A 25,620-nucleotide genomic window follows, 5' to 3' on the forward strand; every position below is an offset into this window, starting at 1 on the left:
GGCGCCGACACCAACCAGCACAGGAGATCCCCTCACGTGAAGACCACGGTAGAACAGCTGAGCCCGACCCGCGTGAAGCTCGCGATTTCGGTCACCCCGGACGAGCTCGGCCCCAGCATCACGCACGCCTACGGCCACATCGCCGAGCAGATCAACGTCCCCGGCTTCCGCAAGGGCAAGGTCCCGCCCGCCATCGTCGACCAGCGCGTCGGCAAGGCCGCGGTGCTCGAGCACGCGGTCAACGAGGGCCTCGACGGCTTCTACCGCGAGGCCGTCCGCGAGACCGAGGTGCGCCCCCTGGGCCGCCCGCAGGCGGACATCGTCGCCTGGCCGAGCGACAAGGACTTCACCGGCGACCTCGAGCTCGCCATCGAGGTCGACGTGCGCCCCGAGATCACCGTCCCGGACTACGACGGCATCGAGCTCACCGTCGAGGCGGCCGAGGTCACCGACGCCGACGTCGACGCCGAGCTGGACAAGCTCCGCAGCCGCTTCGGCACCCTGGTCACCGTGGACCGCCCGGCGAAGACCGGTGACTTCGCGCAGATCGATCTGGTCGCCTCCATCGACGGCGTCGAGGTCGACACCGCCAACGCCATCTCCTACGAGCTCGGCTCGGGCGAGCTGATCGAGGGCATCGACGAGGCGCTCGACTCCCTCACCGCGGGCGAGAGCACCACGTTCACCGCTCCGCTGCTCGGCGGCGACCACGCCGGCGAGCAGGCCGAGATCGCCGTCGCGCTCACCGCCGTCAAGGAGCGCGAGCTCCCCGAGGCCGACGACGACTTCGCGCAGATCGCCAGCGAGTTCGACACCATCGCCGAGCTGCGCGAGTCGCTCAAGGAGCAGGCCGCTCAGCAGAAGACCTTCGGCCAGGGCGGCGAGGCCCGCGAGAAGCTCGTCGAGGCGCTGCTCGCCCTCGTCGAGGTCCCCGTGCCCGCCGGGCTCGTCGAGGACGAGGTGCACCGCCACCTCGAGGGCGAGAACCGCCTCGAGGACGACGAGCACCGCGCCGAGGTCAAGGAGGCCAGCGAGAAGACCTTCAAGACCCAGATCCTCCTCGACCACGTCGTCGAGCAGGAGAAGGTCCAGGTCAGCCAGGACGAGCTCACGCAGTACCTCATCCAGGGTGCGGCGCAGTACGGCATGGAGCCGAACGAGTTCATCAAGATCCTGTCCGAGAACAATCAGATCGGCCAGATGGTCGGCGAGGTCGCCCGCAACAAGGCGCTCGCGATCGTCCTGGGCAAGGCGAAGGTCACCGACACCGAGGGCAACGCTGTCGACCTGGCCGCGTTCACCGCGGTCCCCGGCGACGACGAGGCCGTCGAGGCCTCCGACGAGGCCGTCGCCTCGGACGAGACCGAGGTCGCGGAGGAGGCCCAGGCCGCCGCCGACGCCGAGGTCCCCGCCGAGCCCGCCGCCGAGGAGCCCGCCGCCGAGGAGGAGCCCGCCCCGGCCCCCAAGAAGAAGCGCGCGCCGGCCAAGAAGAAGGCCGCCGCTCCCGCCGAGGAGACCCCGGCCGCGGAGTAGTCACCGCGAGCACGGCAGGAGCCGCCCCCCGATCCGTCGGAGGGCGGCTCCTGCCATTGCAGGGCTCCGGTCCGCCCCGGGCGAACACGGGCGACTCCCGCTCCGCCCCCGGCGAACACGGCCGGATCGGCCTGGCGGCGTCCGATAGATTCGCCTCCGAAGCGACAACTGAAACGGAGCAATACATGGCCGACATGGTTATGCCCAACAGTGTTTTCGACCGCCTGCTCAAGGACCGGATCATCTGGCTCGGTTCCGAGGTGCGCGACGAGAACGCGAACGAGATCGCCGCGAAGCTCCTGCTCCTGGCAGCCGAGGACTCCGAGCGGGACATCTACCTCTACATCAACTCGCCCGGCGGCTCCATCACCGCGGGCATGGCGATCTACGACACGATGCAGTTCGTCCCGAACGACATCGTGACCGTGGGCATCGGAATGGCGGCCTCCATGGGCCAGCTGCTCCTCACCGCCGGAACCCAGGGCAAGCGCTACATCACCCCGAACGCGCGGGTGCTCCTCCACCAGCCGCACGGCGGCTTCGGCGGCACGGCCTCCGACATCCAGACCCAGGCGCAGCTCATCCTCGACATGAAGAAGCGCCTCGCCGAGATCACCGCCAAGGCGACCGGCAAGACCGTCGAGCAGGTCAACGAAGACGGCGACCGCGACCGCTGGTTCAGCGCCGAGGAGGCCCTCGCCTACGGCTTCGTCGACCACATCCGCTCGTCGGCGACCGACGTGGCCGGCGGTGGCGGTACCGCCATCGACGAGTAGTCCAGCGAACGCGCCGAGAGATCAGGAACAGACAATGACCACACCCACCTTCGGCGGAACGGCGTTCGGCTCCGGAGCCGCACCGTCCTCGCGCTACATCCTCCCCACGTTCGAGGAGCGCACGGCCTACGGCTACAAGCGCCAGGACCCGTACGCCAAGCTCTTCGAGGACCGCATCATCTTCCTCGGAGTCCAGGTCGACGACGCCTCCGCGGACGACATCATGGCCCAGCTCCTCGTGCTCGAGAGCCAGGATCCGGACCGCGACATCGTCATGTACATCAACTCGCCCGGTGGATCCTTCACCGCGATGACGGCGATCTACGACACGATGCAGTACATCCGCCCGCACATCCAGACGGTCGTGCTCGGCCAGGCCGCCTCGGCCGCCGCCGTGCTCACCGCCGCGGGAACGCCCGGCAAGCGCCTCGCGCTGCCGAACGCGCGCATCCTCATCCACCAGCCCGCCGTGCAGCAGGGCGGAGGCCAGGCCTCGGACATCGAGATCCAGGCCGCCGAGATCATGCGCATGCGCGAGTGGCTCGAGGAGACGCTGTCGCACCACTCGAACCGCTCGGTCGAGCAGGTCAAGAAGGACATCGACCGCGACAAGATCCTCGGCGCGAGCGACGCGCTCGAGTACGGGCTGATCGACCAGGTGCTCACCAGCCGCAAGAGCCTGCCGGCTCTCACGGCGTAGGTGGTCCGGGAGGGGCCGGGTGGCGGAGCGATCCGCCGCCCGGCCCCTCTCTGCGTCCGCGGTTCCCGTAGCAAAGCGCCACCCGAGGCGCAAGGCACGGCGAATCCGGCCCGCCTGCCGAGCCCCCGCGGCTCAGCGGCTAGGCTCGGAGCAGTGCCAGGGGGCCCGTCCCGCTCGCACTCGCCGGAGCCCCGGGTTCCGGAGCACGACCCGACCGACGCACGACAGACGCACGACAAGGAAGTGGGGCATCCCCGTGGCACGTATTGGCGAAAGCGCCGACCTGCTGAAGTGCTCCTTCTGCGGCAAGAGCCAGAAGCAGGTCCAGCAGCTCATCGCGGGACCGGGCGTCTACATCTGCGACGAGTGCGTCGAGCTCTGCAACGAGATCATCGAGGAGCGCCTCTCCGAGTCGAGCGAGGAGACGAGCCACGAGTTCGACCTCCCGAAGCCGAAGGAGATCTTCGGCTTCCTCGAGGAGTACGTGATCGGGCAGGAGCAGGCGAAGAAGACGCTCGCCGTCGCCGTGTACAACCACTACAAGCGCGTGCGCGCCCGCAACACCATCACCGCCGCCGATGCGATCCACGACGAGGTCGAGATCGCCAAGAGCAACATCCTGCTCATCGGCCCCACGGGCTGCGGGAAGACCTACCTCGCCCAGACCCTCGCGAAGCGCCTCAACGTGCCGTTCGCGGTCGCGGACGCCACGGCCCTCACCGAGGCGGGCTACGTCGGCGAGGACGTGGAGAACATCCTCCTCAAGCTGATCCAGGCCGCCGACTACGACGTCAAGCGGGCCGAGACCGGCATCATCTACATCGACGAGGTCGACAAGATCGCGCGGAAGGCCGAGAACCCCTCGATCACGCGCGACGTCTCGGGCGAGGGTGTGCAGCAGGCGCTGCTCAAGATCCTCGAGGGCACCGTCGCCTCCGTGCCCCCGCAGGGCGGGCGGAAGCACCCGCACCAGGAGTTCATCCAGATCGACACGACGAACGTCCTCTTCATCGTCGCCGGCGCCTTCGCCGGACTCGAGGACATCATCTCGTCCCGGGCGGGCAAGCGCGGCATCGGCTTCGGCGCCCCGCTGCACAGCAAAGAGGACGAGATCAACATCTTCAGCGAGGTCCTCCCGGAGGACCTGCACAAGTTCGGGCTGATCCCCGAGTTCATCGGGCGCCTCCCCGTCGTCACGACGGTCACCCAGCTCGACCAGGATGCGCTCATGCAGATCCTCACCGAGCCGCGCAACGCGCTCGTGAAGCAGTACCAGCGGATGTTCGAGATCGACGGCGTCGAGCTCGAGTTCGACCGGGGCGCTCTCGAGGCGATCGCGGACCTGGCGGTCCTGCGTCAGACCGGCGCTCGCGGACTGCGCGCGATCCTCGAGGAGGTGCTCGGCCCGATCATGTTCGAGGTGCCCTCCTCGGACGAGGTGGCCCGCGTCGTGGTCACCCGCGCTGCGGTGCTCGACAACGCGGCTCCGACGATCGTGCCCCACGCCCCCCGTCGCCAGGAGAAGAGCGCCTAGTCGCTCCCCGCCCCGCCGCGCCAGTTCACCGCGATTGGCCCGGCGGATCGTCGGGCGGGCCGCTCCGGCTTCCCTAACCTGGCGGAGCGCGCCGACGGTGCGTCCGGTCGCCTCGGTGCCGGTCGATCCTCCGGGAGGCTCCGCCATCGTCCAGCCGCTGCTCGCCGGGATCGTCGCCGCCCTGACCGGCTTCTCGAGCTCGTTCGCGATCGTTCTCGCCGGGGTGGTCGCGGTGGGCGCCACGGACGCGCAGGCCGCCTCGGGCCTCCTCGCCGTCTGCGTCCTGCAGGGCGTCCTCTGCATCGCGCTGAGCATCCGCTACCGCGTGCCGATGACCTTCGCCTGGAGCACGCCGGGCGCCGCCCTGCTGGCCGCGACCGCGACTCTTCCCGGCGGCTTCGACCGCGCGGTCGGCGCGTTCCTGGTCGCTTCCGCTCTGCTGGTGGTCACCGGGCTGTGGCCGGCGCTCGGGAGGCTCGTGGCGCGCATCCCGCGGCCGCTCGCGAACGCCATGCTCGCGGGCATCCTGTTCCCGCTCGTGCTGGCGCCGGTACGCGCGGCGGTGGAGATCCCCGCGCTCGCGCTGCCGGTGATCCTGCTCTGGCTGCTGCTCCTGCGGCTCCTGCCCCGCTGGGCGGTGCCGGCCGCGATCGCCCTGGCGATCGTGCTGCTGATCGTGACGGACGGCGCGGCTCTCGCCGGTGCCCCGCTGCTCCCCGTGCCGCAGTTCGTCGCGCCCGTGTTCGAGATCGGAGCGATGGTCGGGATCGGCCTGCCGCTGTACGTGGTCACCATGGCGGGGCAGAACATCCCGGGCATCGCGGTGCTGTCGAGCTTCGGCTACGCGGCGCACTCGCGACCCGGGATCGTCTCGACAGGCGCTCTCTCCGGGATCTCGGCGGTCTTCGGCGGAGTGCCGATCAACTACGCCGCGCTCAGCGCCGCGCTGACCGCGGGTCCCGAGGCGTCTCCGCGGCCGGAGCAGCGCTGGGTCGCCTCGGTCTCGGCGGGCGCCTCGTACCTGGTGCTGGGCGTGTTCGCCGGAGCGGCCGCCGCACTGGTGTCCTCCGCGAGCCCGCTGCTGATCGAGGCGGTCGCCGGGCTGGCGCTGCTGGGCGTGTTCGTGTCGGCGGTGCAGGCCGCCGTCGAGGACGCGCGGCTGCGGCTGCCGGGGGCGGCGACGCTCCTGGTCACCGCCTCCGGCACGACCATCGCGGGGATCGGCTCGGCCTTCTGGGGCCTGGTCGTGGGACTCGTCCTCCTCGCCTGGCTCGTCCCCCGGCGCCGCTAGAGGAGGCCGCGGCGCGCCAGCAGCGGCTCGGTCCGCGCATCCCGCCCGCGGAACGCGCGGTAGGCGTCGAGCGGATCCCGGGAGCCGCCGAGCTCGAGCACCCCGCGGCGGAAGCGCTCGCCCGCCGAGCGGTCCAGGCCGCCGTTCTCCTCGAACCACTCGACCGTGTCCGCGTCGAGGATCTCGCTCCAGATGTAGGAGTAGTAGCCCGCGGAGTAGCCGCCGGAGAAGACGTGCGCGAAGTACGTGCTGCGGTAGCGGGGCGGCACGGCGCGGAGGAGGAGGCCGGCGGCGTCGAGCACGTCGCGCTCGAAGGCGGCCGCGTCGCGCGGCTCAACCGGGGCCGGCAGGGAGTGCCAGGCGAGATCGAGCAGGGCGGACGCCAGGTACTCGCTCGTCGCGAAGCCCTCGCCCCACAGCGCGGACGCCTCGAGGCGCTCGACGGTCCCCGCGGGCAGCGCCTCGCCGGTCTCGACGTGGCGGGCGTACTCGGCGAGGAGCCCGGGGTGAAGCACCCATGTCTCGTTCACCTGGCTCGGGAACTCGACGAAGTCCCGGAACACCGCGGTACCGGCGAAACGCGGATACCGCGTGCTCGCGAACAGGCCGTGCAGGGCGTGGCCGAACTCGTGGAAGAGCGTCTCCACCTCGTCGAGGCTGAGAAGGGCGGGCTCGCCCGGGCCCGGAGCCGAGAGGTTCAGGTTGTTCACGACGACGGCGGAGTCGCCGAGCAGCGAGGTGCGGCTGGAGAGCGAGTTCATCCACGCCCCGCCGCGCTTCGAGTCGCGGGTGAAGGGATCGAGCAGGAACAGGCCCAGCGGCGTCCCGTCCTCCTCGTGCACCTCGAACACGCGCACGTGCTCGCTGTAGCCGGCCAGGTCGCTCCGCTCCGAGAAGCGGATCCCGTACAGACCGGTGGCGGCGGCGAAGACGCCGTGCCGGAGCACCCGCTCCAGCTCGAAGAAGGGACGGAGCGCGCTGGAGTCGACGGAGTAGCTCGCCGACCGCACGCGCTCCTCGTAGTAGGCGCGGTCCCACGCCTCGATCGTGAAGCGCGGCGATCCGGCGGCGTCCTGCTCGGCATCGGCGGAGGCCTGCATCCGCTCGAGCTCGATCCTCGCGTTCCGGGCGGCGGGAGCGGCGAGCTCGTGCAGCAGCGACAGGACGCGCTCCGGCGAGCCCGCGGTCTGGCCCGAGATCACGAACTCGGCGTGCGAGGCCGCTCCCAGCAGGGCTGCGCGCTCGGCCCGCAGCGCGACGATCCGCTGCAGAGTCGCGGTGGTGTCGTGCGGCCCGCCCTCCGCACCGCGGCCGGTGGAGGCGCGCAGCACGCGCTCGCGGACGCCGCGGTCGCGCAGACGCGCCAGCCAGGGGTGGCCGGAGTAGAGGGGCAGGGTGATCAACCAGCCGTCGACCCCGCGGTCGGCGGCGGCGCGCGCGGCGGCCGAGACGTCGGACTCGTCGAGGCCGTCGAGGCCGGCGACGTCGTCGAGGAGGACGGCCCGGTCGTTCGACTCGGCGAGCAGGTCCTTCTCGAAGCGCGTGGTCAGGGTGGAGAGCTGCTCGTTCAGCTCGCCGAGCCGTGCCTTCCCCGCGTCGTCGAGGAGCGCGCCGGAGCGCTCGAACCCCGTGATCCTGCGTTCGAGGAGGTAGGCCGTCTCGGCGTCGAGATCGAGCTCCGGCGACTGCTCGGCGAGGGCTCGGAGCCGGGCGAACAGGCGCGGGTCGAGGCTGATCGCGTCGCTGTGGGCGGAGAGCAGCGGAGCGAGCTCGGCCTCCAGAGCGTCGGTGAGCGGGGTGCGGTCGGAGGCGGCGACGGTGAAGAAGACGGCGCTCACCCGGCGCAGCTCGCGACCCGCCCGCTCGAGGGCGACGAGGGTGTTCTCGACGGTCGGCGGCTCGGAGGCGCCGGCGATCGCGTCGATCTCGGCGCGGTGCCGGCGGAGGGCCTCGAGGAACGCCGGGCGGTAGGCCTCGGGGTCGACGGCGGCGAAGTCGGGGAGCCCGTGGGGGAGTCCGCTCGGATCGAGCAGGACGGCGACGGGATCGGGAGCGCTCATCCTGCGAGCCTAGAGCGCGAGCAGGGGAGAGGACTCCGGCCGAGGACCGCAGGACGCGCGCGCGCCGGGCTCGGCGACTGCGCCGCGAAGGGTCGTCAGCCCCAGTCGTCGTCGTCCTCGCCCTCCACGCGGCCCTGCGGCTGCGTGATGTAGGCAGCGTCCTCCTCCGGACGGTAGGTGATCGTCGTGCCGTCGTCGAGCTCGAGGACCGGCTTGCCCTCGAGCCAGGTGAGCGTCCAGCGCCAGTCGGCGGTCGCCGTGCCGGAGCCGGCGAGCTCGCCCTCGACGTCGCCGATCGCGGTCACGACGATCTCGGGGAGGGTCTGCGGCGGCACCTGGCCGACCGCCCAGCGGGTTCCGAGCTGCATGGGAGGGGTCCTCTCGACGGTGGGGAGGGAGGCGGGACGGTTCCCGCCTCCCGGGAGCGGCTCTACGCCTCGGTCTCGAGCTCGATGCTCACGGCGAGGGCGTCGCCCTCGGCGAAGTCGAGCGCCGCGATCCTGCCGACGGCCGCGAGGTCTCCCGCGGCGAGCCGGAGAGACGCGACGAGCTCGGTGGGCGCCGTCACCAGGGCGGAGCGGGCCGGCGTCTTCTGCGAGGCCTTCGCATCGGTCTTCGCGCGTCGGATCGCCGTGAGCACGGAGCTCGCCGCGGCCAGGACGGCGGGGTCGCCCCCCAGGCCCTCGACGGCCGGCCAGGGGCGCAGGTGCACCGAGTCGTCGTGCGACCACGACCAGGTCTCCTCCGTCGCGAACGGCAGGAACGGCGCGAAGAGGCGCTGGAGGACGTCGAGCGCCCGGTGCAGGGCGGCCGCGGCGGACCCGCCGTCCTCGCTGTAGGCGCGCTCCTTCACCAGCTCCAGGTAGTCGTCGCAGAACGTCCAGAAGAACGCCTCGGTCGTCTCGAGGGCGCGGGCGTGGTCGTAGTTCTCGAGCGCCGTCGTCGAGTCGGCGACCACGGTGTCGAGGGTGGCCAGCATGCTGAGGTCGAGCGGGTCGGTGACCTCGGCGCCCTCGGCGAGCGGGAAGCCGTGGATGAACTTCGCCGCGTTGAGGATCTTGATCGCCAGTCGGCGGCCGATCTTGATCTGCGTCGGGTTCTGCGGGTCGAAGGCCGCGTCGGTGCCCAGGCGCGAGGAGGCGGCCCAGTAGCGGACCGCGTCCGAGCCGTGCTGCTCGAGCATCGCGGCGGGAGTGACTACGTTGCCCTTCGACTTCGACATCTTCTTGCGGTCGGGGTCGACGATGAAGCCGGAGACGGTCGCCGTGCTCCATGGGGCGCGGCCGTCCTCGAGCTGCGAGCGCAGGAGGGTCGAGAAGAGCCAGGTGCGGATGATGTCCTGGCCCTGCGGGCGCAGGTCGTAGGGAGCGACCAGCTGCCAGAGCTCGTCGTCGCGCTCCCAGCCGCCCGCGAGCTGCGGGGTCAGCGAGGAGGTCGCCCAGGTGTCCATCACGTCGAGCTCGCCCTGGAAGCCGCCCGCCGCTCCGCGCTGGTCCTCCGTGTAGCCGGGGGCCGGGTCGCTGGAGGGATCCACCGGCAGCGCCGCCTCGTCCGGCACGATCGGGGAGTCGAAGACGGGGTTGCCGTCGCCGTCGAGCGGGTACCACACCGGGATCGGCACGCCGAAGAAGCGCTGGCGCGAGATCAGCCAGTCGCCGGAGAGGCCGTTCACCCAGTTCTCGTAGCGGACGCGCATGAACTCCGGCACGAAGCGCACGTCGCGGCCGAGCTCCAGCAGGCGCTCCTTGAGCACCGCGTCGCGAGCGCCGTTGCCGATGTACCACTGGCGGGTCGACACGATCTCGAGCGGCTTGTCGCCCTTCTCGAAGAACTTGACCTGGTGCGTGATGGGGCGCGGGTCGCCGACCATCTCGCCGGACTCCTTCAGCAGCGCCACGACGGCCTGCTTCGCGGAGAAGACGGTCTTGCCGGCGAGCTGCTCGTAGGCGGCGCGGCCCGCATCGCTCGTGATCGCGGCGGGAGCCTCCGAGATCAGGCGGCCGTCGAAGCCGATGATCGCGCGGTTGGGCAGGTCGAGCTCGCGCCACCAGACCACGTCCGTGATGTCGCCGAAGGTGCAGATCATCGCGATGCCCGAGCCCTTGTCCTTCTGCGCGAGGTGGTGCGCGAGCACCGGGACCTCGACGTCGAAGAGCGGCGTGCGGACGGTGGTGCCGAACAGCGCCTGGTAGCGCTCGTCGTCGGGGTGCGCGACGAGGGCGACGCAGGCCGGCAGCAGCTCGGGACGGGTCGTCTCGATGAAGACGTCCTCGCCGCCGTCGCGGTGGAAGCCGAGGCGGTGGTAGGCGCCGGGCTGGTCCTTGTCCTCGAGCTCCGCCTGGGCGACGGCGGTCCGGAAGGTGATGTCCCAGAGCGTCGGGGCCTGCGCCTGGTAGGCCTCGCCGCGGGCGAGGTTGCGGAGGAAGGCGCGCTGCGAGGCGGCCTGCGACTCGTCGCCGATGGTCCGGTAGCTCTGCGACCAGTCGACGGACAGGCCGAGGGCCCGCCAGACGTCCTCGAACTGCTTCTCGTCCTCGACGGTGAGGCGCTCGCACAGCTCGACGAAGTTGCGGCGCGAGATCGGCTTCTGGTCGGCGGCCTTGCTGCTCTTGTTGTCGCCTCCCTCGAACGGAGGCGTGAAGCCGGGCTCGTAGGGGAGCGTCGGGTCGCAGCGCACCCCGTAGTAGTTCTGCACGCGGCGCTCGGTGGGCAGGCCGTTGTCGTCCCAGCCCATCGGGTAGAAGACGCTCTTGCCGCGCATCCGCTGGAACCGCGCGACGACGTCGGTGTGCGTGTAGGAGAAGACGTGCCCGATGTGCAGCGACCCGGACGCGGTGGGCGGCGGGGTGTCGATCGAGTACACGTCGGCCCGGGTGAGGCCGGTGCGGTCGAACCGGTAGGTCCCGTCGGTCTGCCAGCGGAGGCCCCACGTGCCCTCCAGGCCCTCGAGGGCGGGCTTCGCGGGGAGGCGGTCGGCGAGGGTCATGATGCTCCGGTTCGCTATGGGCGGCACCGTGTCGGTGGTGATGGTGCCTGGATGGGGGCTCCGGGGCGAGTCGCCCGCCGGCCGCGACGATTCTACTGGAGCGGCGGGAGCCGGGTCAGTCGACGACGGGGGCGAAGCCGGCGCGGACGGGCGCGAGCGCCTCGTCGAGGTAGGGCACGAGCTCGCCGCGGGTGGGGCCCGCCGCGGCCCAGGCCTGCACGGCCGCCACCGCGGCTCCGACGCTCGCGTAGGCGATGGCGCGCGAGAGGTGCGAGGGCAGCGGGCGCGCGCTCCGCTCCTCCACGAAGCGGGCGATCACGGCCGCCTGCCGGGCGAGGCGGCCGAGGGCCGACGCCTGCAGCTCGTGGACGCTGCCGATCATCTCGGACTGGGTGAGCACCCACGGCACCGTCGCGGGTCCGAAGCCGGAGCCGATCGCGAGCAGCGCGTCGCCGAGCGCGTCCATCACCGGCGCCCCGGCCGCCGTCTCGGCCAGCGCCTCCGGGAGCTCGGCCAGCCGATCGTCGACCATCACCCAGAAGACGTCGCTCTTGGACTCGAAGTAGTTGAAGAAGGTGTTGCGCGAGACGCCCGCGCGCTGGGCGATCTGCTCGATCGTCGTGCCCGCGTAGCTCTGCTCGACGAAGAGGTCCAGAGCGGCGTCCTCCAACATGGAGCGCGACGACGCGCGGGGCCGTCCGCGCTGCACTCCTCGCACCATGACCCGCTCCTGCTCCGCTTCCTCCGACGCGCTAGGATAGCGCCGGACGACTTCGACCCGGCCATCACCGGTGAGTCTCCGGAAGAACGGCGCCGGCTCCGGCCTGCGCCCAGTAGACCCGGACGGGTGCGGCCCGTGACAGCCGATCGAGTGGGAACGCGTCAGCTGGCACTCCTCCGGGAGCGACCGGCCGACCGGTCCAAGCGAGGTGGTACCGCGACCCGGCCCGGGGTCTGAGATCCGGGCGGGCCGTCCTCGTGCAGACCAGCAGCACTGCCAGGAGACCGCACGTGACCTACCCCCTGACCCCGCCCACCCCGCACGGAGCCGAGCCCGCCGAGGGCTCCGCGTTCGGCCGGGGCGTGACCCCGTCGCCGCGCTTCCCCGAGATCGAGGAGCGCGTGCTCGCGTACTGGAAGGCGGACGACACCTTCCAGGAGTCGATCCGGCAGCGCGAGGGAGCGCCGGAGTGGGTCTTCTACGACGGCCCGCCGTTCGCCAACGGCCTGCCGCACTACGGGCACCTCCTCACCGGCTACGCCAAGGACGTCTTCCCCCGCTTCGAGACGATGCGCGGACGCCAGGTGCACCGCCGCTTCGGCTGGGACACCCACGGCCTGCCCGCCGAGCTCGAGGCGGAGCGGCAGCTCGGCATCACCGACAAGTCCCAGATCGAGGAGATGGGCGTCGCCGCCTTCAACGCCGCCGCGAAGGAGTCGGTGCTGCGCTACACCGGGGAGTGGCAGGACTACGTCACCCGCCAGGCGCGCTGGGTCGACTTCGATGACGACTACAAGACGCTCGACCCCACCTTTATGGAGTCCGTGATCTGGGCGTTCAAGCAGCTCTACGACAAGGGTCTCGCCTACGAGGGCCACCGCGTGCTGCCCTACTGCTGGCGCGACCAGACCCCGCTCTCGAACCACGAGCTGCGGATGGACGACGACGTCTACAAGATGCGCCAGGACCAGACGGTCACCGTCACCTTCCCGCTGGTCGGCGAGACGGCGGAGGCGCTGCAGCTGACGGCGGTCCGCGCTCTCGCGTGGACGACGACGCCGTGGACGCTGCCGACGAACCTCGCGCTCGCCGTCGGGCCGGACATCGAGTACGCGGTCGTCCCCGCCGGTCCGAACGGCGCGGCCGACGGCAAGGGCGAGCCCGAGGAGCGCGAGCTCTCGGCCGAGTACCTGCTCGCCGTCGACCAGGTCGGCGCCTACGCGAAGGACCTCGGCTACCCGGACGCGGAGTCGGCCCTGGCCGCCGTCTCGCGCACCCACCGCGGCTCGGAGCTCGAGGGGATCAGCTACGACCGCCTCTGGGACCACTACGCGGACACCGAGGCGTGGGGCACGCAGAACGCGTGGCGCATCCTCGTCGCCGACTACGTCACCACCAGCGAGGGCACCGGCATCGTGCACCAGGCGCCCGCCTACGGCGAGGACGACCAGAAGGTCTGCGAGGCGGCGGGCATCCCCGTCATCATCTCAGTCGACGACGGCGGCCGCTTCCTGCCGCAGATCAGCGAGGTCGCCGGCCTCCAGGTCTTCGACGCGAACAAGCCCCTCACGCAGCTCCTGCGCGCGAGCCACCGCCTGCTCCGCCAGGCGAGCTACGAGCACTCGTACCCGCACTGCTGGCGCTGCCGCAACCCGCTGATCTACAAGGCGGTCTCGAGCTGGTTCGTCCGCGTCACCGCGATCCGCGACCGCATGGAGGAGCTCAACCAGGAGATCACCTGGGTCCCCGAGAACGTCAAGGACGGCCAGTTCGGCAAGTGGCTCTCGGGCGCGCGCGACTGGTCCATCAGCCGCAACCGCTACTTCGGCTCGCCGATCCCGGTGTGGAAGAGCGACGACCCGGAGTTCCCGCGCATCGACGTCTACGGCTCGCTGGACGAGCTGGAGCGCGACTTCGGCGTGCGGCCGGACGACCTGCACCGCCCGTTCATCGACGAGCTGACCCGCCCGAACCCCGACGACCCGACCGGGCGCTCGACGATGCGCCGGATCAGCGACGTCCTCGACGTCTGGTTCGACTCCGGATCGATGCCCTTCGCCCAGGTGCACTACCCGTTCGAGAACGCGGACTGGTTCGACACCCACAACCCGGCGGACTTCATCGTCGAGTACATCGGGCAGACGCGCGGCTGGTTCTACACGCTGCACGTGCTCTCCACCGCGCTCTTCGACCGCCCCGCGTTCCGCAACGTGGTCAGCCACGGCATCGTGCTGGGCAACGACGGTCAGAAGATGTCCAAGTCGCTGCGCAACTACCCGGACGTGGCCGAGGTCTTCGACCGCGACGGCTCCGACGCCATGCGCTGGTTCCTGATGTCGAGCCCGGTCCTCCGGGGCGGCAACCTCGTCGTGACGGAGGAGGGCATCCGCGAGGGCGTCCGCCAGGTGCTGCTGCCGCTGTGGAGCACCTGGTACTTCTTCTCCCTCTACGCCAACGCCTCGGCGGGCGGCGGCTACGAGGCGACCAGGAGCACCGGCTCCGAGGACGTCCTGGACCGCTACCTGCTGGCCAAGACCCGCGATCTGGTCGAGACCGTGACCGGCCGCCTCGAGGCGCTGGACTCCACGCTCGCGGCCGCCGCGCTCCGCGACTTCTCCGACGTGCTCACCAACTGGTACGTGCGCCGCTCCCGCGACCGCTTCTGGCAGGGCGTCGGCGAGGACGGCCGCGGATCCGAGGCGTTCGACACGCTCTACACGGTCCTCGAGACCGTGTGCCGCGTCGCCGCGCCGCTCCTCCCGCTCGTCACGGAGCAGATCTGGCAGGGCCTGACCGGCGGCCGCAGCGTCCACCTCACCGACTGGCCGGAGGCGGACGAGTTCCCCGCCGACCCGGCGCTCGTGCACGCGATGGACGCGGTCCGCGGCATCTCGTCCACTGCGCTCTCCCTCCGGAAGCAGGCCGGGCTCCGCGTCCGCCTGCCGCTCGCGCGCCTGACCGTAGTGGTCGCGGACGCCGACGAGCTCGCGCCGTTCGAGGCGATCCTCCGCGACGAGCTGAACGTGAAGGAGGTGTCGCTGGTGCCGCTCGTCGACTCCAGCGCCGCCGACTACGGCGTCACCTCCCGTCTCGCGGTCAACGCGCGCGCCGCCGGACCCCGGCTCGGCAAGGGCGTGCAGACCGTGATCAGGGCCGCCAAGGCCGGCGACTGGAGCGAGACGGACGGCGTCGTCACCGCCGGCGGAGTCGAGCTGGTCGAGGGCGAGTACGAGCTCACGCTCGAGGTCGGCGGCTCAGCAGGCGACGACCGCGCCATCGCCCTGCTCCCGCGCGGGGGCTTCGTGCTCCTCGACACGGCGACCACGCCCGAGCTCGAGGCGGAGGGGCTCGCCCGCGACCTCATCCGCGCCGTGCAGGACGCCCGGAAGGCCGCCGGCCTCGAGGTCAGCGACCGGATCGTCCTGGAGGTCGTGCTCGACGAGCCGAGCCTGCAGGCGCTCGAGCCGCACGCCCTCTGGATCGCGGAGGAGACCCTCGCGACCGGCTGCGCGTTCACTCCGCTCACCACGGCGCTCGAGGGCGGCGAGGGCGCGATCGCCGTCGGCCCCGCGGGCACCGCCATCATCCGCGTCGAGAAGGTCGAGGCCGCCGATGTCTGATCCGTTCGAGCCGGACGAGGCCGACCGCGCAGCCGCCGACGCCGTCTACGCGGCGCTGCTGGAGCGCCTGGGCGAGGCGAGCATCCGCCCGCGCCTCGCTCCGACCCGCCGCGCCGTCGAGATCCTCGGCGACCCGCAGCGCGCCTACCCCGTGATCCAGATCGCCGGCACCAACGGCAAGACCTCGACCAGCCGGATGATCGAGAGCCTGCTGCGCGCGCACGGGCTGCGGGTGGGCCTGTTCACCAGTCCGCACCTCGAGCGCTTCAACGAGCGGATCGTCATCGACGGCGAGCCGATCTCGGACCGGAGCCTCGCCGACAACTGGCAGGACGTCGAGCCGTACCTGCGGATGACCGACGCCGAGCTCGCCGAGCAGGGCGAGGCGCCGCTGTCCTTCTTCGAGGCGATCACCGTCCTGGCCTACGCGGCCTTCGCCGACGCGCCGGTCGATGTGGCCGTCGTCGAGGTGGGGATGGGCGGCGAGTGGGACTCGACGAACGTCGCCGACGCGCAGGTCGCCGTGTTCACGCCGATCGCCCTCGACCACACCGACCGCCTCGGCTCGACCATCGAGGAGATCGCGCGCACCAAGTCCGGCATCGTCAAGCCGCTCGCCTCGGTGGTCTCCGCGAGGCAGGTCCCGGAGGCGGAGGCGGTGCTGCGGCACGCGGCCGAGGCCACGGAGTCGACGATCGTCGTCGAGGGGGCGGAGTTCGACGTCGAGTCGACGACCGTCGCCGTCGGCGGCCAGGTCGTCACCGTCCGGGGCCTCGTCACCACCTACGAGCAGCTGCTGCTGCCGTTCTTCGGCGACCACCAGGCCGAGAACGCGGCCGTGGCGGTCGCCGCGGTCGAGACCTTCCTGGGAGGCGGGACCCAGGAGCTCACCGGCGACGTCCTCGACGAGGGCTTCGCCGCCGCGACCTCCCCGGGCCGCCTGCAGCTCGTCGGACTCGCCCCGCGCACCCTCGTCGACGCGGCGCACAACCCGCACGGCGCCGCGTCGCTCGCCGCCGCGCTCGGCCGCTACTTCGACTTCGACCGCGTGACGGCCGTCCTCGGCGTGCTGGCCGAGAAGGACGCCGAGGGGATCCTCCGGGAGCTCCGCCCGGTGGTGGACGAGCTGATCGTGACCACGGCGCCGAGCGAACGGGCGATGCCCGCCGAGGAGCTCGCCGCACTCGCCCGCACCGTGTTCCCGGAGGAGGCCGTGCGCGTCGCCGACGACCCGCTGGGTGCTCTCACGGCCGGTCGCGTCCTCGCGGCGCGCACCGACAAGGGCGCTCTGCTGGTCACCGGCTCGATCACCCTCGTCGGCCGCACGATCACCGCGGCCCGCGACGAGAACTGGCTGGGCGCGTGAGGGCCGGACGCCCGCGCCGCTCGCGGTCCGTGCGGGAGAGCCTCGGCTCGATCGTGCTCGGCTTCGAGGCGGTCATCGTCTTCCTCGCCACGCTGGTGGCCTTCGGGCTGAAGGCGGCCGACCCCGTGGTCGTGCTGGTCGGGGGAGCGGTGGTCTGCCTCGCACTCGTCGCCACTCTGGGCCTGCTGAACCGGACGGTCGGCTTCCGCATCGGCTGGGTGCTCCAGTTCGTTATCGTGGCCTCGGGCCTGCTGGTCCCGATCATGTACGTGATCGGCGCCGCGTTCGTGGCGCTGTGGACCTACTGCATGGTGACCGGCACCCGCCTCGACGCTCAGACGCGCCGGGCGGCGGAGCCCACCGACCCCACCGAAGGAGACCGCTGAACCATGGCCACCCAGGAGACCCTCGTCCTCGTCAAGCCCGACGGCGTCGCCCGCAACCTCACCGGCGAGATCCTCCGCCGCATCGAGGCGAAGGGCTACTCCCTCGTCGACGTGAAGCTCGTCGAGGCCGACCGCGAGCTGCTCGCCGCCCACTACGCGGAGCACGAGGGCAAGCCCTTCTACGAGCCGCTCGTCGAGTTCATGGAGAGCGGCCCGATCGTCGCCCTGCGCATCGCGGGCGACCGCGTGATCGAGGGCTTCCGCGCCCTCGCCGGCACCACCGACCCGACCACGGCCGCTCCCGGCACCATCCGCGGCGACCTCGGCCGCGACTGGGGCCTCAAGGTCCAGCAGAACCTCGTGCACGGCTCCGACTCCGAGGAGTCGGCCGCGCGCGAGCTCGGCCTCTGGTTCGCCTGAGCCGCTCGCCCGCCTGCCTCTGACGACGTCCGTCAGAGGTAGGCGAGCACGTTCAGCCTCACCTGCGCGATCACCGCGATCAGCAGGTAGCAGAGCAGCGTGATGAACGGGACCCAGCCGTAGGCGGCGCCGGCGAAGCGGCGCACCCCGGCGGGAACGGGGAGCACGCCCTCGCGGAGGTTGCGGAGCGTCACCAGCCAGAAGCCCGGGATGACGACGGCCCAGGTGAGGATGCACCAGGGGCAGAGCGTCCCGAGGGCGAAGACGCTCGTCGCGATGAGCCAGCCCACGAACACGAGGGCCAGCAGGAATCCGACGTTGAAGGCCGCCCAGAACCAGCGGTCGAAGCGGGCGCCCGCGAGCAGGCCCAGCCCCACGACGATCGGCGCGATCCAGGCCGCGAGGCCGATGAGCGGGTTCGGGAAGCCGAAGACGGCCCCCTGCGCCGAGTTCAGGTTCGCACTGCACTGCACCAGCAGGCTGAAGTCGCAGCCGAGGCCCGCATCGGGGTTCTCGAGAGCGGCGAACTTGTCGTTCGTGAGGGCGAAGGCGGCGGTCCAGCCGATCACGCCGAGGACGATCAGCAGGACGGCGAAGAGGACGGGGCGCTGCTGGGTGGGGGCGTCGCGCACCCCGGGATCGCTGGACACCGGGGGATTATGGCACGGGCCGGATCGGCGCCTCTGGGAATGCGTGCGATAATCGGAGCCGTCGGTCCGGGGGATCCCGCATCGACGCGAAGAAGGTTTACCGGGCGAGTACCGGGCCACAGGAGATCGACAGCGTTCCGCGAATGGACGCGCCGGATCTCCGCTCCGTCGGGAGTCGACCGCAGGTCGCACCGCGGGGGAGCGCGTGTCGGATAGTCAGTTCCGAGAGTGCAGCTGCAACCGGAGTCCCGCGCCACGAGCGCGACGGGACCGGGGGAGCGGAAGGATTCGCGTCGGGCCGAGGCCCCTCGCACGAGAGAAGCATCCGGGAAGACGACGCGGCGGACGACCCGGCCGAGGAGTGCACCAGGAATGGTGGAAGACAACAGTACGAGCGGATCCGATCCGGACCGCGACGAGCCCCGCAGCGGGGCCAGGAAGATCAGCCGCCTCTTCGGTGGCCGCCGGGCGACCCGGCGGACCGAGTCGAGCGCGCCAGCGACAGGGGAGACGATCATCGACAGCAACGAGACCGACCGGACCGGAGCCGAGGGCACCGAGCTGCCCGAGACCGGGAGCACCGCCGAGGCGGCCGAGCCGTCGACGTCGACGGGCGCGGTGTTCTTCAACGCCCTCCCGCAGACTCCGGGCGCCGAGCAGGAGGAGCCGCGACGGCCCGCGCTGCCGAGCCCGTCGCTGCTGTTCCAGGCGCCGATCCTGCCCGACTACGTCGAGCTGGCTCCGCTGCCTCCCCGCGGTGCGCCGCTGGGGGTCCAGGAGGAGCGCGAGAGCCCGGCCGAGGAGCAGGGCAGCGTCCGCCGCCGCTCGCGACGCCGCAGCGGCGAGAGCGAGAGGTCCGGCTCCGACGACCCCGAGAACACCGTCGTCCGGGTCCGCCAGCCGCGCGAGCAGCGCGAGCCCCGCGAGCCCGAGCTCATCACCGAGCCGCAGCGCATCAAGGGCTCCACCCGGCTCGAGGCCAAGAAGCAGCGCCGCCGCGACGGCCGCGACGCCGGCCGGCGCCGGACCGTCGTCACCGAGTCCGAGTTCCTCGCCCGCCGGGAGGCCGTCGACCGCGTCATGGTCGTCCGCTCGAAGGAGGACAGCATCCGCATCGGCGTGCTGGAGGACGGCGTGCTCGCCGAGCACTACGTCGCCCGCTCGCAGGAGGCGTCGCTCATCGGCAACGTCTACCTCGGCCGCGTGCAGAACGTCCTGCCGAGCATGGAGGCCGCCTTCGTCGACATCGGACGCGGCCGCAACGCCGTGCTCTACTCCGGCGAGGTCGACTGGGACGCCGCGAACAACGCCGGCGGCCCCCGCCGGATCGAGCTCGCGCTCAAGCCCGGCGACCGGGTCCTCGTCCAGGTCACGAAGGACCCCGTCGGCCACAAGGGAGCCCGGCTCACGAGCCAGATCTCGCTCCCCGGCCGCTACCTCGTCTACGTGCCCAACGGCTCGATGAACGGCATCTCGCGCAAGCTCCCGGACACCGAGCGCGCGCGCCTGAAGAAGATCCTCAAGGAGGTGCTGCCCGAGAACGTGGGCGTCATCGTCCGCACCGCGGCCGAGGGCGCCACGGAGGAGCAGCTGACCGTCGACGTCGAGCGCCTGACCGCGCAGTGGACGGCTCTCAGCGCGAAGGCCGCGACCGGGCAGGCTCCCGCTCTCCTGCACAGCGAGCCGGACCTGCTGATCAAGATCGTCCGCGACGTCTTCAACGAGGACTTCGAGAAGATGGTCATCGCCGGCGACGACGCGCGGGAGACCATCGAGCTCTACCTCAGCCAGGTCGCCCCCGACCTGCTCGAGCGCGTCGAGGTCTACACCGGCGAGAAGGACGCGTTCGACGAGTTCCGCATCACGGAGCAGATCGAGAAGGCGCTGGAGCGCAAGGTCTGGCTGCCCAGCGGCGGCTCGCTCGTGATCGACCGCACCGAGGCGATGACGGTGGTCGATGTCAACACCGGCAAGTTCGTCGGCTCGGGGGGCAACCTCGAGGAGACGGTCACGAAGAACAACCTGGAGGCGGCCGAGGAGATCGTCCGCCAGCTGCGCCTGCGCGACATCGGCGGCATCATCGTCGTCGACTTCATCGACATGGTGCTCGAGTCCAACCGCGACCTCGTGCTCCGCCGCCTGGTCGAGTGCCTGAGCCGCGACCGGACCAAGCACCAGGTCGCCGAGGTCACCTCGCTCGGCCTCGTGCAGATGACCCGCAAGAAGCTGGGCCTGGGCCTGCTCGAGACCTTCAGCGAGAACTGCGAGATCTGCGCCGGGCGCGGCGTCATCGTCCACCACGACCCCGTGCTCAAGCACCGCTCGACCGCCGCTCCCCAGCAGGAGCAGCGCCGCCGGGGCAAGGGCGGCGAGCAGCAGCCCGCCGCCTCCGGCCGCTCGAACGGCGGGCAGAACGGGCCGGGGGCGCCGGCGGCCAAGCCGGTCAGCACCCACGCCATCACGGACGACGCGAAGAACGCGCTCGCGCAGATCGCGGCCAGCACCATCCACCCCCAGGCCGTGCGCCAGGCGGCGGAGGAAGCGGCCGCGCTCGTCGAGGACGCCGCCGAGACCGTCGAGGCCCAGGCGCCGGAGGAGGCCGACACGGCACCCGAGGAGCAGCCGTCCGAGCCGAGCCGTCGCGGCGAGCGTCCCGCCCGGGGCGAGCGCCGCCGTCGCAGCCGCGACCGCGAGCCGCGCCAGGAGGCCGTCGAGTCGGCGCCCGTCGAGTCGGCGCCCGTCGAGAGCCCGGTCGAGAAGGAGGCCGAGCCGGCCGCAGCCGCTCCGATCCTCGACATCCCGATCGCGCCGGTCACGCCTCCGCGCCGCGTCCGCAGCGAGGTCGCCGAGCACCTGCTCGACTCCGTGCTCGACGCCCTGCCGGCCCCGAAGCAGCCCGGCCAGGGCCGCGCGAAGAGCCGCCGCGTCACGACGGCGGCGCTCACCGGAGTGGCGGTCATCCCCGAGCAGACGCCGCGCCGCGCCGACCAGTAGCGCGACCGAGGTGTCAGGAGGGCCCGGTGCCCGGCGAGAGCCGGCGCCGGGCCCTCTCGGCGTCCCGGTCGCGTCCGCGGACGCGCAGACCGCTCCGTCTCAGCCGCTCGACCAGCTCCCGCGCGCCGACGGGGACCGCGCCCGCCGCGACCAGCTCGTCGATCCGCTCCTCGGGCACGTCGTAGTGGTCCAGGTCGAAGCCGCGCTCGGGCACGCCGAGGCGGCGCGCGAAGTCGTGGAGCTCCTCGAGCGAGACGTCGCTCACGAGGTGCGCCCAGAGCCGGCCGTGCGCCGGCCAGCGCGCGGCGTCGACGAGGATGGCCATTCCCCGATCGTAGGCGGCGCGCCGTCCGTCCACGCGCCTCCTCCTCGACTATCGTGACGGGGTCGCCGGTCGGGCGGACACGGCTTCGCGGTCGTGTGCGTTTGACCGTGGAGCGCGGATCCCGTACTCTTGACCGTTGGTGTGGCGCGATCCATGTGCTCACGCAGATTTCCGTTGTCGCTCCGCCCCTCACGGGGCGCGGGCCGCGGTGCCGGTTCCCTCGTGTCGTGAGGAGACGGGTACGAACCGGAAGACCGGGGCTCAGCCCCGTCCCTACAAGCCCCGGACGAGGCCTCCGCTCCGTCCAGACGAGAAACAGGTACGAGAAGTGGTTTACGCAGTTGTGCGCGCCGGCGGTCGGCAGGAGAAGGTCGAGGTCGGCACCATCGTGACGATGGACCGTGTCAAGGCCGACGAGAACGGCACCGTGCAGCTTCCTGCCGTGCTGCTCGTCGACGGTGAGTCGATCACCTCGGACGCGGCGACCCTCGCGGGCGTCACCGTCACCGCCGAGGTGCTCGAGGACCTCCGCGGTCCGAAGATCATCATCCAGAAGTTCAAGAACAAGACCGGTTACAAGAAGCGCCAGGGGCACCGTCAGGACCTCACGCGCGTCAAGGTCACTGGCATCAAGTAGTCCTGCAAAGGAATTGAGCTGACCTGCGGAGCGAGCCATCGCCCTGCAGGGCAACAGCACGGGGCTGCGGCCCCCCGGTCTCGAGGAGATGAGAAATGGCACACAAGAAGGGCGCGAGCTCCACTCGCAACGGTCGCGACTCGAACGCGCAGCGTCTCGGCGTCAAGCGCTTCGGCGGCCAGGTCGTGAACGCGGGCGAGATCATCGTCCGCCAGCGCGGCACGCACTTCCACCCCGGCGCGAACGTCGGCCGCGGTGGCGACGACACTCTGTTCGCCCTCTCGGCGGGCGCTGTCGAGTTCGGCAGCAAGGGCGGCCGCAAGGTCGTCAACATCGTGGCGGCCGCCCAGTAGGGTCGACCTCCTCGGCCGTACAGGCACAGGACGCAAGGGGCGGGCTTCGGCTCGCCCCTTGCGCGTTTACCGGGGCACAGCCCCCCGGCGCCGGCATCCCGGCGCCGCACGCACTCACGGACGGATTCACACCATGGTCACCTTCGTCGACAACGTCACGCTGCATCTGCGTGCCGGCCACGGCGGCAACGGCTGCGTCTCCGTCCGTCGCGAGAAGTTCAAGCCGCTCGCCGGCCCCGACGGCGGCAACGGCGGGCACGGGGGCGACATCGTCCTCGTCGCCGATCCGCAGACGACGACGCTGCTCGCCTACCACCGCCACCCGCACCGCAGCTCCGAGAACGGCGGTCCCGGCATGGGCGACCACCGCGCGGGCGGGAACGGCGAGCTCATGGAGCTCCCCGTCCCGGTCGGCACGGTCGTCAAGTCGCCCGACGGCGACCAGCTGATCGACATGGACGAGCCGGGCCTCCGCTTCGTCATCGCTCCGGGCGGCCAGGGCGGGCTCGGCAACGCCTCGCTCGCCACCACGAAGCGCAAGGCGCCCGGCTTCGCGCTGCTCGGCACGCCGGGCTGGGAGGGCGACGTCGTCCTCGAGCTGAAGACCGTCGCCGACGTCGCGCTCGTCGGGTTCCCCTCGGCCGGCAAGTCGAGCCTCGTCGCCGCGATCTCGGCGGCCAAGCCGAAGATCGCGGACTACCCGTTCACGACCCTCGCGCCCAACCTCGGCGTCGTGCAGGCGGGGGAGTCGCGGTTCACCGTCGCCGACGTCCCCGGTCTCATCGAGGGCGCGAGCGAGGGCAAGGGCCTGGGCCTGGAGTTCCTCCGCCACGTCGAGCGCTGCACCGCGCTCGTCCACGTGCTCGACTGCGCCACGCTCGAGCCCGGCCGCGACCCGCTGACCGACCTCGACATCATCCTCGGAGAGCTGGCGGCGTACCCCGTCGGCGACGGGCAGGTGCCTCTGATCGAGCGGCCGCAGCTGATCGCCCTGAACAAGGTCGACGTGCCCGAGGCCCAGGAGCTGGCGGACTTCGTCCGAGCCGACCTGGAAGGCCGCGGCTACCGCGTCTTCGAGATCTCGACGGTCAGCCACTCCGGACTGCGCCAGCTGACCTTCGCCCTCGCCGAGATCGTCGAGAAGCACCGCCTCGAGCTCGCCGCCGTGCCGCGGGTGGAGCGCATCACCATCCGCCCGCGCGCCGTGGACGAGAAGGACTTCGAGATCCGGGTCGAGGGCGGCTCGTACGGCAACGTCTACCGGGTCCTGGGCACCAAGCCCGTGCGCTGGGTCGCGCAGACCGACTTCACGAACGACGAGGCCGTCGGCTTCCTCGCCGACCGCCTGGCGAAGCTCGGCGTCGAGAACGGCCTGTTCTCGGCAGGGGCGATCGCCGGCTCCACCGTCGTCATCGGTCCGGGCGACGGCGTCGTCTTCGACTGGGAGCCGACCCTCACCTCGACGGCCGAGCTCATCACCGCACCCCGTGGAACGGACCTCCGCCTCGAGGACAACCGGCGCAAGACCCGCAACGAGCGTCGCGAGGACTACTTCGAGCGGATGGACGCCAAGGCGGAGGCCCGCGCGGAGCTCGAGCGCGAGCGCCAGGGCGGCGTCTGGCGGGTCGCCGACGAGGACGACGGCACGGAGGTCGGCGAGCAGGGCTGACTCCCGCCACCGGGGTCGTCTGCCTCTACACTGGCCGGATGCCGCAGACGACCCCCGACAGCAGTGCGCTGAACGCGCGTTTCGCCGCCTCCCGTGCCGCGTCGCGCTCCCTCCGCAGTGCGACCACCGACCTCAAGAACCGGGCTCTGCTCGCCATCGCCGACGCGGTGCGCTCGAGCGCCGAGCGGGTCGTCCCGGCGAACGAGGTCGATCTCCAGCGGGGTCGCGAGAGCGGGATGAGCGCGGGCCTGCAGGACCGCCTCCGCCTCGACGCGGCGCGCCTGGGGTCCCTCGCGGACGCCGTCGTCGCGGTCGTCGGGCTCACGGATCCGGTCGGGCAGACGGTGCGGGGATCGAATCTGCCCAACGGCGCGTCCCTCACCCAGGTGCGGGTCCCGTTCGGCGTGGTCGGAGCGATCTACGAGGCACGGCCCAACGTCACCATCGACATCGCGGCGCTCGCCCTCAAGAGCGGGAACGCCGTGATCCTGCGCGGAGGCACGGCCGCGGAGAACACGAACCGCGTCCTGGTGGAGCTGCTGCAGGAGGCCGTCGCCTCCGTCGGCCTTCCCGCCGAGCTGGTGCAGACGGTCGACGACCACGGCCGGGAGGGCGCGAAGGCCCTCATGCGAGCGCGCGGCTACGTCGACGTCCTGGTGCCGCGGGGGAGTGCAGGCCTCATCGAGTCGGTCGTGACGGAGTCGACGGTCCCCGTGATCGAGACGGGCGCCGGTGTCGTCCACGTCTTCCTCGACGCCAGTGCCGACGAGCAGTGGGCCGTGGACATCGTCCACAACGCCAAGGTGCAGCGTCCGAGCACCTGCAACGCCCTCGAGACCCTCCTGGTCCACCGCGATGCGGCCGAGCGCCTGCTCCCTCCCGTCCTCGGCCGGCTCGCGGCCGCGGGAGTGACCGTGCACGGCGACGAGCGCGTCACGGCGCTCTGGCCCGACGCGGTGCCCGCCACCGACGAGGACTGGTCCGCCGAGTACTACTCGCTCGACGTCGCCGTCGCGGTCGTCGACGACCTCGACGCCGCGATGGCCCACATCGACCGGTACTCCACCCACCACACCGAGTCGATCGTGACGAACGACCTCCGGAGCACCGAGCGCTTCCTCGCCGAGGTCGACTCCGCGGTCGTGATGGTCAACGCCTCCACGCGCTTCACCGACGGCGGGGAGTTCGGGTTCGGCGCCGAGGTCGGCATCTCGACGCAGAAGCTGCACGCTCGGGGTCCTATGGGCCTGCCCGAGCTGACCAGCACGAAGTGGCTGCTGCGCGGAGCGGGACAGGTCCGCGCCTAGCGCCCGGACCGGCGATCCGGCGTCGAGCGGCGTCCGGGTAGACTCGTCGGAGCCCCGCCGGGGCGACCACGACCTCCAAGGAGCACTGCATGTCCCTCGCGACGACCGTCCTCGCCGAAGCAGCGGCCCACACGGAGCTGCCGTTCCCCCCGATCGTCTTCGGCCTGATCGCCGCCGTCGCCTTCACGGCCCTCGGCTTCGTCACCTGGAGCTACCGCGACGTGGCGAACCGCCACTCGCACAAGACCGGCGCCGGCTCCCACGACCAGCACGGTCACGGACACTAGGCGGG

General features: G+C 71.7%; 21 protein-coding genes. 15 read left to right on the top strand and 6 right to left on the bottom strand.

Annotation, left to right across the window (positions count from 1 at the left end):
- Positions 1–36 precede the first annotated feature (36 nt).
- The 5 genes from tig to C5D44_RS00670 all read left to right on the top strand — a co-directional run bounded on the left by tig (position 37) and on the right by C5D44_RS00670 (position 5,834).
- Positions 37–1,533 carry a trigger factor gene (gene tig / locus C5D44_RS00650; RefSeq protein ID WP_104280548.1) on the top strand — a complete coding sequence of 499 codons (1,497 nt, stop codon included), beginning with the start codon at positions 37–39 and terminating at the stop codon, positions 1,531–1,533.
- Positions 1,534–1,718: 185 nt separating this feature from the next.
- Positions 1,719–2,309: an ATP-dependent Clp protease proteolytic subunit gene (locus tag C5D44_RS00655; protein WP_097165884.1), complete on the top strand. Its 591-nt coding sequence runs from the start codon at positions 1,719–1,721 to the stop codon at positions 2,307–2,309.
- Between the two features lie 34 nt (positions 2,310–2,343).
- Positions 2,344–3,009 carry an ATP-dependent Clp protease proteolytic subunit gene (locus C5D44_RS00660; protein ID WP_104280549.1) on the top strand — a complete coding sequence of 222 codons (666 nt, stop codon included), beginning with the start codon at positions 2,344–2,346 and terminating at the stop codon, positions 3,007–3,009.
- Positions 3,010–3,265: 256 nt separating this feature from the next.
- Positions 3,266–4,543, top strand: coding sequence for an ATP-dependent Clp protease ATP-binding subunit ClpX (clpX, locus tag C5D44_RS00665; protein WP_104280550.1), 1,278 nt, complete (start codon positions 3,266–3,268; stop codon positions 4,541–4,543).
- Between the two features lie 115 nt (positions 4,544–4,658).
- Positions 4,659–5,834: a benzoate/H(+) symporter BenE family transporter gene (locus C5D44_RS00670; protein WP_104280680.1), complete on the top strand. Its 1,176-nt coding sequence runs from the start codon at positions 4,659–4,661 to the stop codon at positions 5,832–5,834.
- On the opposite strand, the gene C5D44_RS00675 is transcribed toward C5D44_RS00670, so the two are convergent.
- From C5D44_RS00675 to C5D44_RS00690, 4 genes are all read right to left on the bottom strand, one after another.
- Entirely contained in the window at positions 5,831–7,894 is a 2,064-nt protein-coding gene (locus C5D44_RS00675) for a M3 family metallopeptidase (protein WP_104280551.1), read from the bottom strand. The two genes, C5D44_RS00670 and C5D44_RS00675, sit on opposite strands and share 4 nt — an antisense overlap.
- Before the next feature lie 95 nt (positions 7,895–7,989).
- The gene (locus C5D44_RS00680) at positions 7,990–8,262 is read right to left on the bottom strand and encodes a hypothetical protein (protein WP_104276056.1); all 273 of its coding nucleotides are present in this window, start codon (positions 8,260–8,262) and stop codon (positions 7,990–7,992) included.
- A gap of 62 nt (positions 8,263–8,324) precedes the next feature.
- Positions 8,325–10,880, bottom strand: coding sequence for a valine--tRNA ligase (gene valS, locus C5D44_RS00685; RefSeq protein ID WP_104280552.1), 2,556 nt, complete (start codon positions 10,878–10,880; stop codon positions 8,325–8,327).
- A gap of 115 nt (positions 10,881–10,995) precedes the next feature.
- A complete protein-coding gene (locus C5D44_RS00690) occupies positions 10,996–11,553 on the bottom strand; it encodes a TetR/AcrR family transcriptional regulator (protein WP_258067834.1) in 558 nt (185 codons plus the stop codon).
- Positions 11,554–11,891: 338 nt separating this feature from the next.
- On the opposite strand from C5D44_RS00690, the gene ileS reads away from it, so the two are divergent.
- Genes ileS through ndk form a run of 4 tightly spaced genes read left to right on the top strand, consistent with a single transcriptional unit; the run spans position 11,892 to position 17,393 of the window.
- Complete coding sequence (gene ileS / locus C5D44_RS00695) at positions 11,892–15,221, top strand: isoleucine--tRNA ligase (protein ID WP_374954060.1); 3,330 nt, start codon at positions 11,892–11,894, stop codon at positions 15,219–15,221.
- Complete coding sequence (locus C5D44_RS00700; RefSeq protein ID WP_104276058.1) at positions 15,214–16,587, top strand: folylpolyglutamate synthase/dihydrofolate synthase family protein; 1,374 nt, start codon at positions 15,214–15,216, stop codon at positions 16,585–16,587. Before ileS ends, C5D44_RS00700 begins: the two co-directional genes overlap by 8 nt.
- A complete protein-coding gene (locus C5D44_RS00705; RefSeq protein WP_258065004.1) occupies positions 16,584–16,973 on the top strand; it encodes a DUF4233 domain-containing protein in 390 nt (129 codons plus the stop codon). The genes C5D44_RS00700 and C5D44_RS00705 overlap by 4 nt, the downstream gene beginning before the upstream one ends.
- 3 nt (positions 16,974–16,976) lie before the next feature.
- Positions 16,977–17,393, top strand: coding sequence for a nucleoside-diphosphate kinase (gene ndk, locus C5D44_RS00710; RefSeq protein ID WP_104223686.1), 417 nt, complete (start codon positions 16,977–16,979; stop codon positions 17,391–17,393).
- Positions 17,394–17,425: 32 nt separating this feature from the next.
- Here the strand turns inward: ndk and C5D44_RS00715 are convergent, their stop codons facing one another.
- Positions 17,426–18,043, bottom strand: a complete 618-nt coding sequence (locus tag C5D44_RS00715) for a vitamin K epoxide reductase family protein (protein ID WP_258065005.1) — start codon at positions 18,041–18,043, stop codon at positions 17,426–17,428.
- Between the two features lie 372 nt (positions 18,044–18,415).
- Here C5D44_RS00715 and C5D44_RS00720 point away from each other — a divergent pair, with 372 nt between their 5' ends.
- Complete coding sequence (locus C5D44_RS00720; RefSeq protein ID WP_104280555.1) at positions 18,416–21,037, top strand: Rne/Rng family ribonuclease; 2,622 nt, start codon at positions 18,416–18,418, stop codon at positions 21,035–21,037.
- A gap of 13 nt (positions 21,038–21,050) precedes the next feature.
- Here the strand turns inward: C5D44_RS00720 and C5D44_RS00725 are convergent, their stop codons facing one another.
- Positions 21,051–21,362 carry a DUF4031 domain-containing protein gene (locus tag C5D44_RS00725; protein WP_104226718.1) on the bottom strand — a complete coding sequence of 104 codons (312 nt, stop codon included), beginning with the start codon at positions 21,360–21,362 and terminating at the stop codon, positions 21,051–21,053.
- Between the two features lie 328 nt (positions 21,363–21,690).
- Between C5D44_RS00725 and rplU the strand changes: the two genes are divergently transcribed.
- From rplU to C5D44_RS00750, 5 genes are all read left to right on the top strand, one after another.
- On the top strand, positions 21,691–21,999 hold the full coding sequence (gene rplU / locus C5D44_RS00730; RefSeq protein ID WP_104223682.1) for a 50S ribosomal protein L21: 309 nt from the start codon (positions 21,691–21,693) through the stop codon (positions 21,997–21,999).
- A gap of 95 nt (positions 22,000–22,094) precedes the next feature.
- On the top strand, positions 22,095–22,352 hold the full coding sequence (gene rpmA, locus C5D44_RS00735; RefSeq protein ID WP_068209107.1) for a 50S ribosomal protein L27: 258 nt from the start codon (positions 22,095–22,097) through the stop codon (positions 22,350–22,352).
- Between the two features lie 133 nt (positions 22,353–22,485).
- Complete coding sequence (obgE, locus tag C5D44_RS00740; RefSeq protein WP_104276061.1) at positions 22,486–24,021, top strand: GTPase ObgE; 1,536 nt, start codon at positions 22,486–22,488, stop codon at positions 24,019–24,021.
- Positions 24,022–24,059: 38 nt separating this feature from the next.
- Positions 24,060–25,328 carry a glutamate-5-semialdehyde dehydrogenase gene (locus C5D44_RS00745; RefSeq protein WP_104280556.1) on the top strand — a complete coding sequence of 423 codons (1,269 nt, stop codon included), beginning with the start codon at positions 24,060–24,062 and terminating at the stop codon, positions 25,326–25,328.
- Between the two features lie 89 nt (positions 25,329–25,417).
- Positions 25,418–25,615: a hypothetical protein gene (locus tag C5D44_RS00750; RefSeq protein ID WP_104223679.1), complete on the top strand. Its 198-nt coding sequence runs from the start codon at positions 25,418–25,420 to the stop codon at positions 25,613–25,615.
- Positions 25,616–25,620 lie beyond the last annotated feature (5 nt).

The sequence above is a fragment of the Rathayibacter sp. AY1B5 genome, from assembly GCF_002932795.1.
In the GTDB taxonomy this organism is placed as follows: Bacteria; Actinomycetota; Actinomycetes; order Actinomycetales; family Microbacteriaceae; genus Rathayibacter.

Bases quoted from the DNA above. Each gene is read 5' to 3' on its own strand.
- C5D44_RS00655 (WP_097165884.1), top strand. From the start codon at position 1,719: ATGGCCGACATGGTTATGCCCAACAGTGTTTTCGACCGCCTGCTCAAG.
- C5D44_RS00660 (WP_104280549.1), top strand. From the start codon at position 2,344: ATGACCACACCCACCTTCGGCGGAACGGCGTTCGGCTCCGGAGCCGCA.
- C5D44_RS00675 (WP_104280551.1), bottom strand. From the start codon at position 7,894: ATGAGCGCTCCCGATCCCGTCGCCGTCCTGCTCGATCCGAGCGGACTC.
- C5D44_RS00680 (WP_104276056.1), bottom strand. From the start codon at position 8,262: ATGCAGCTCGGAACCCGCTGGGCGGTCGGCCAGGTGCCGCCGCAGACC.
- valS (WP_104280552.1), bottom strand. From the start codon at position 10,880: ATGACCCTCGCCGACCGCCTCCCCGCGAAGCCCGCCCTCGAGGGCCTG.
- C5D44_RS00690 (WP_258067834.1), bottom strand. From the start codon at position 11,553: ATGTTGGAGGACGCCGCTCTGGACCTCTTCGTCGAGCAGAGCTACGCG.
- C5D44_RS00700 (WP_104276058.1), top strand. From the start codon at position 15,214: ATGTCTGATCCGTTCGAGCCGGACGAGGCCGACCGCGCAGCCGCCGAC.
- ndk (WP_104223686.1), top strand. From the start codon at position 16,977: ATGGCCACCCAGGAGACCCTCGTCCTCGTCAAGCCCGACGGCGTCGCC.
- C5D44_RS00720 (WP_104280555.1), top strand. From the start codon at position 18,416: ATGGTGGAAGACAACAGTACGAGCGGATCCGATCCGGACCGCGACGAG.
- C5D44_RS00725 (WP_104226718.1), bottom strand. From the start codon at position 21,362: ATGGCCATCCTCGTCGACGCCGCGCGCTGGCCGGCGCACGGCCGGCTC.
- rpmA (WP_068209107.1), top strand. From the start codon at position 22,095: ATGGCACACAAGAAGGGCGCGAGCTCCACTCGCAACGGTCGCGACTCG.
- obgE (WP_104276061.1), top strand. From the start codon at position 22,486: ATGGTCACCTTCGTCGACAACGTCACGCTGCATCTGCGTGCCGGCCAC.
- C5D44_RS00745 (WP_104280556.1), top strand. From the start codon at position 24,060: ATGCCGCAGACGACCCCCGACAGCAGTGCGCTGAACGCGCGTTTCGCC.
- C5D44_RS00750 (WP_104223679.1), top strand. From the start codon at position 25,418: ATGTCCCTCGCGACGACCGTCCTCGCCGAAGCAGCGGCCCACACGGAG.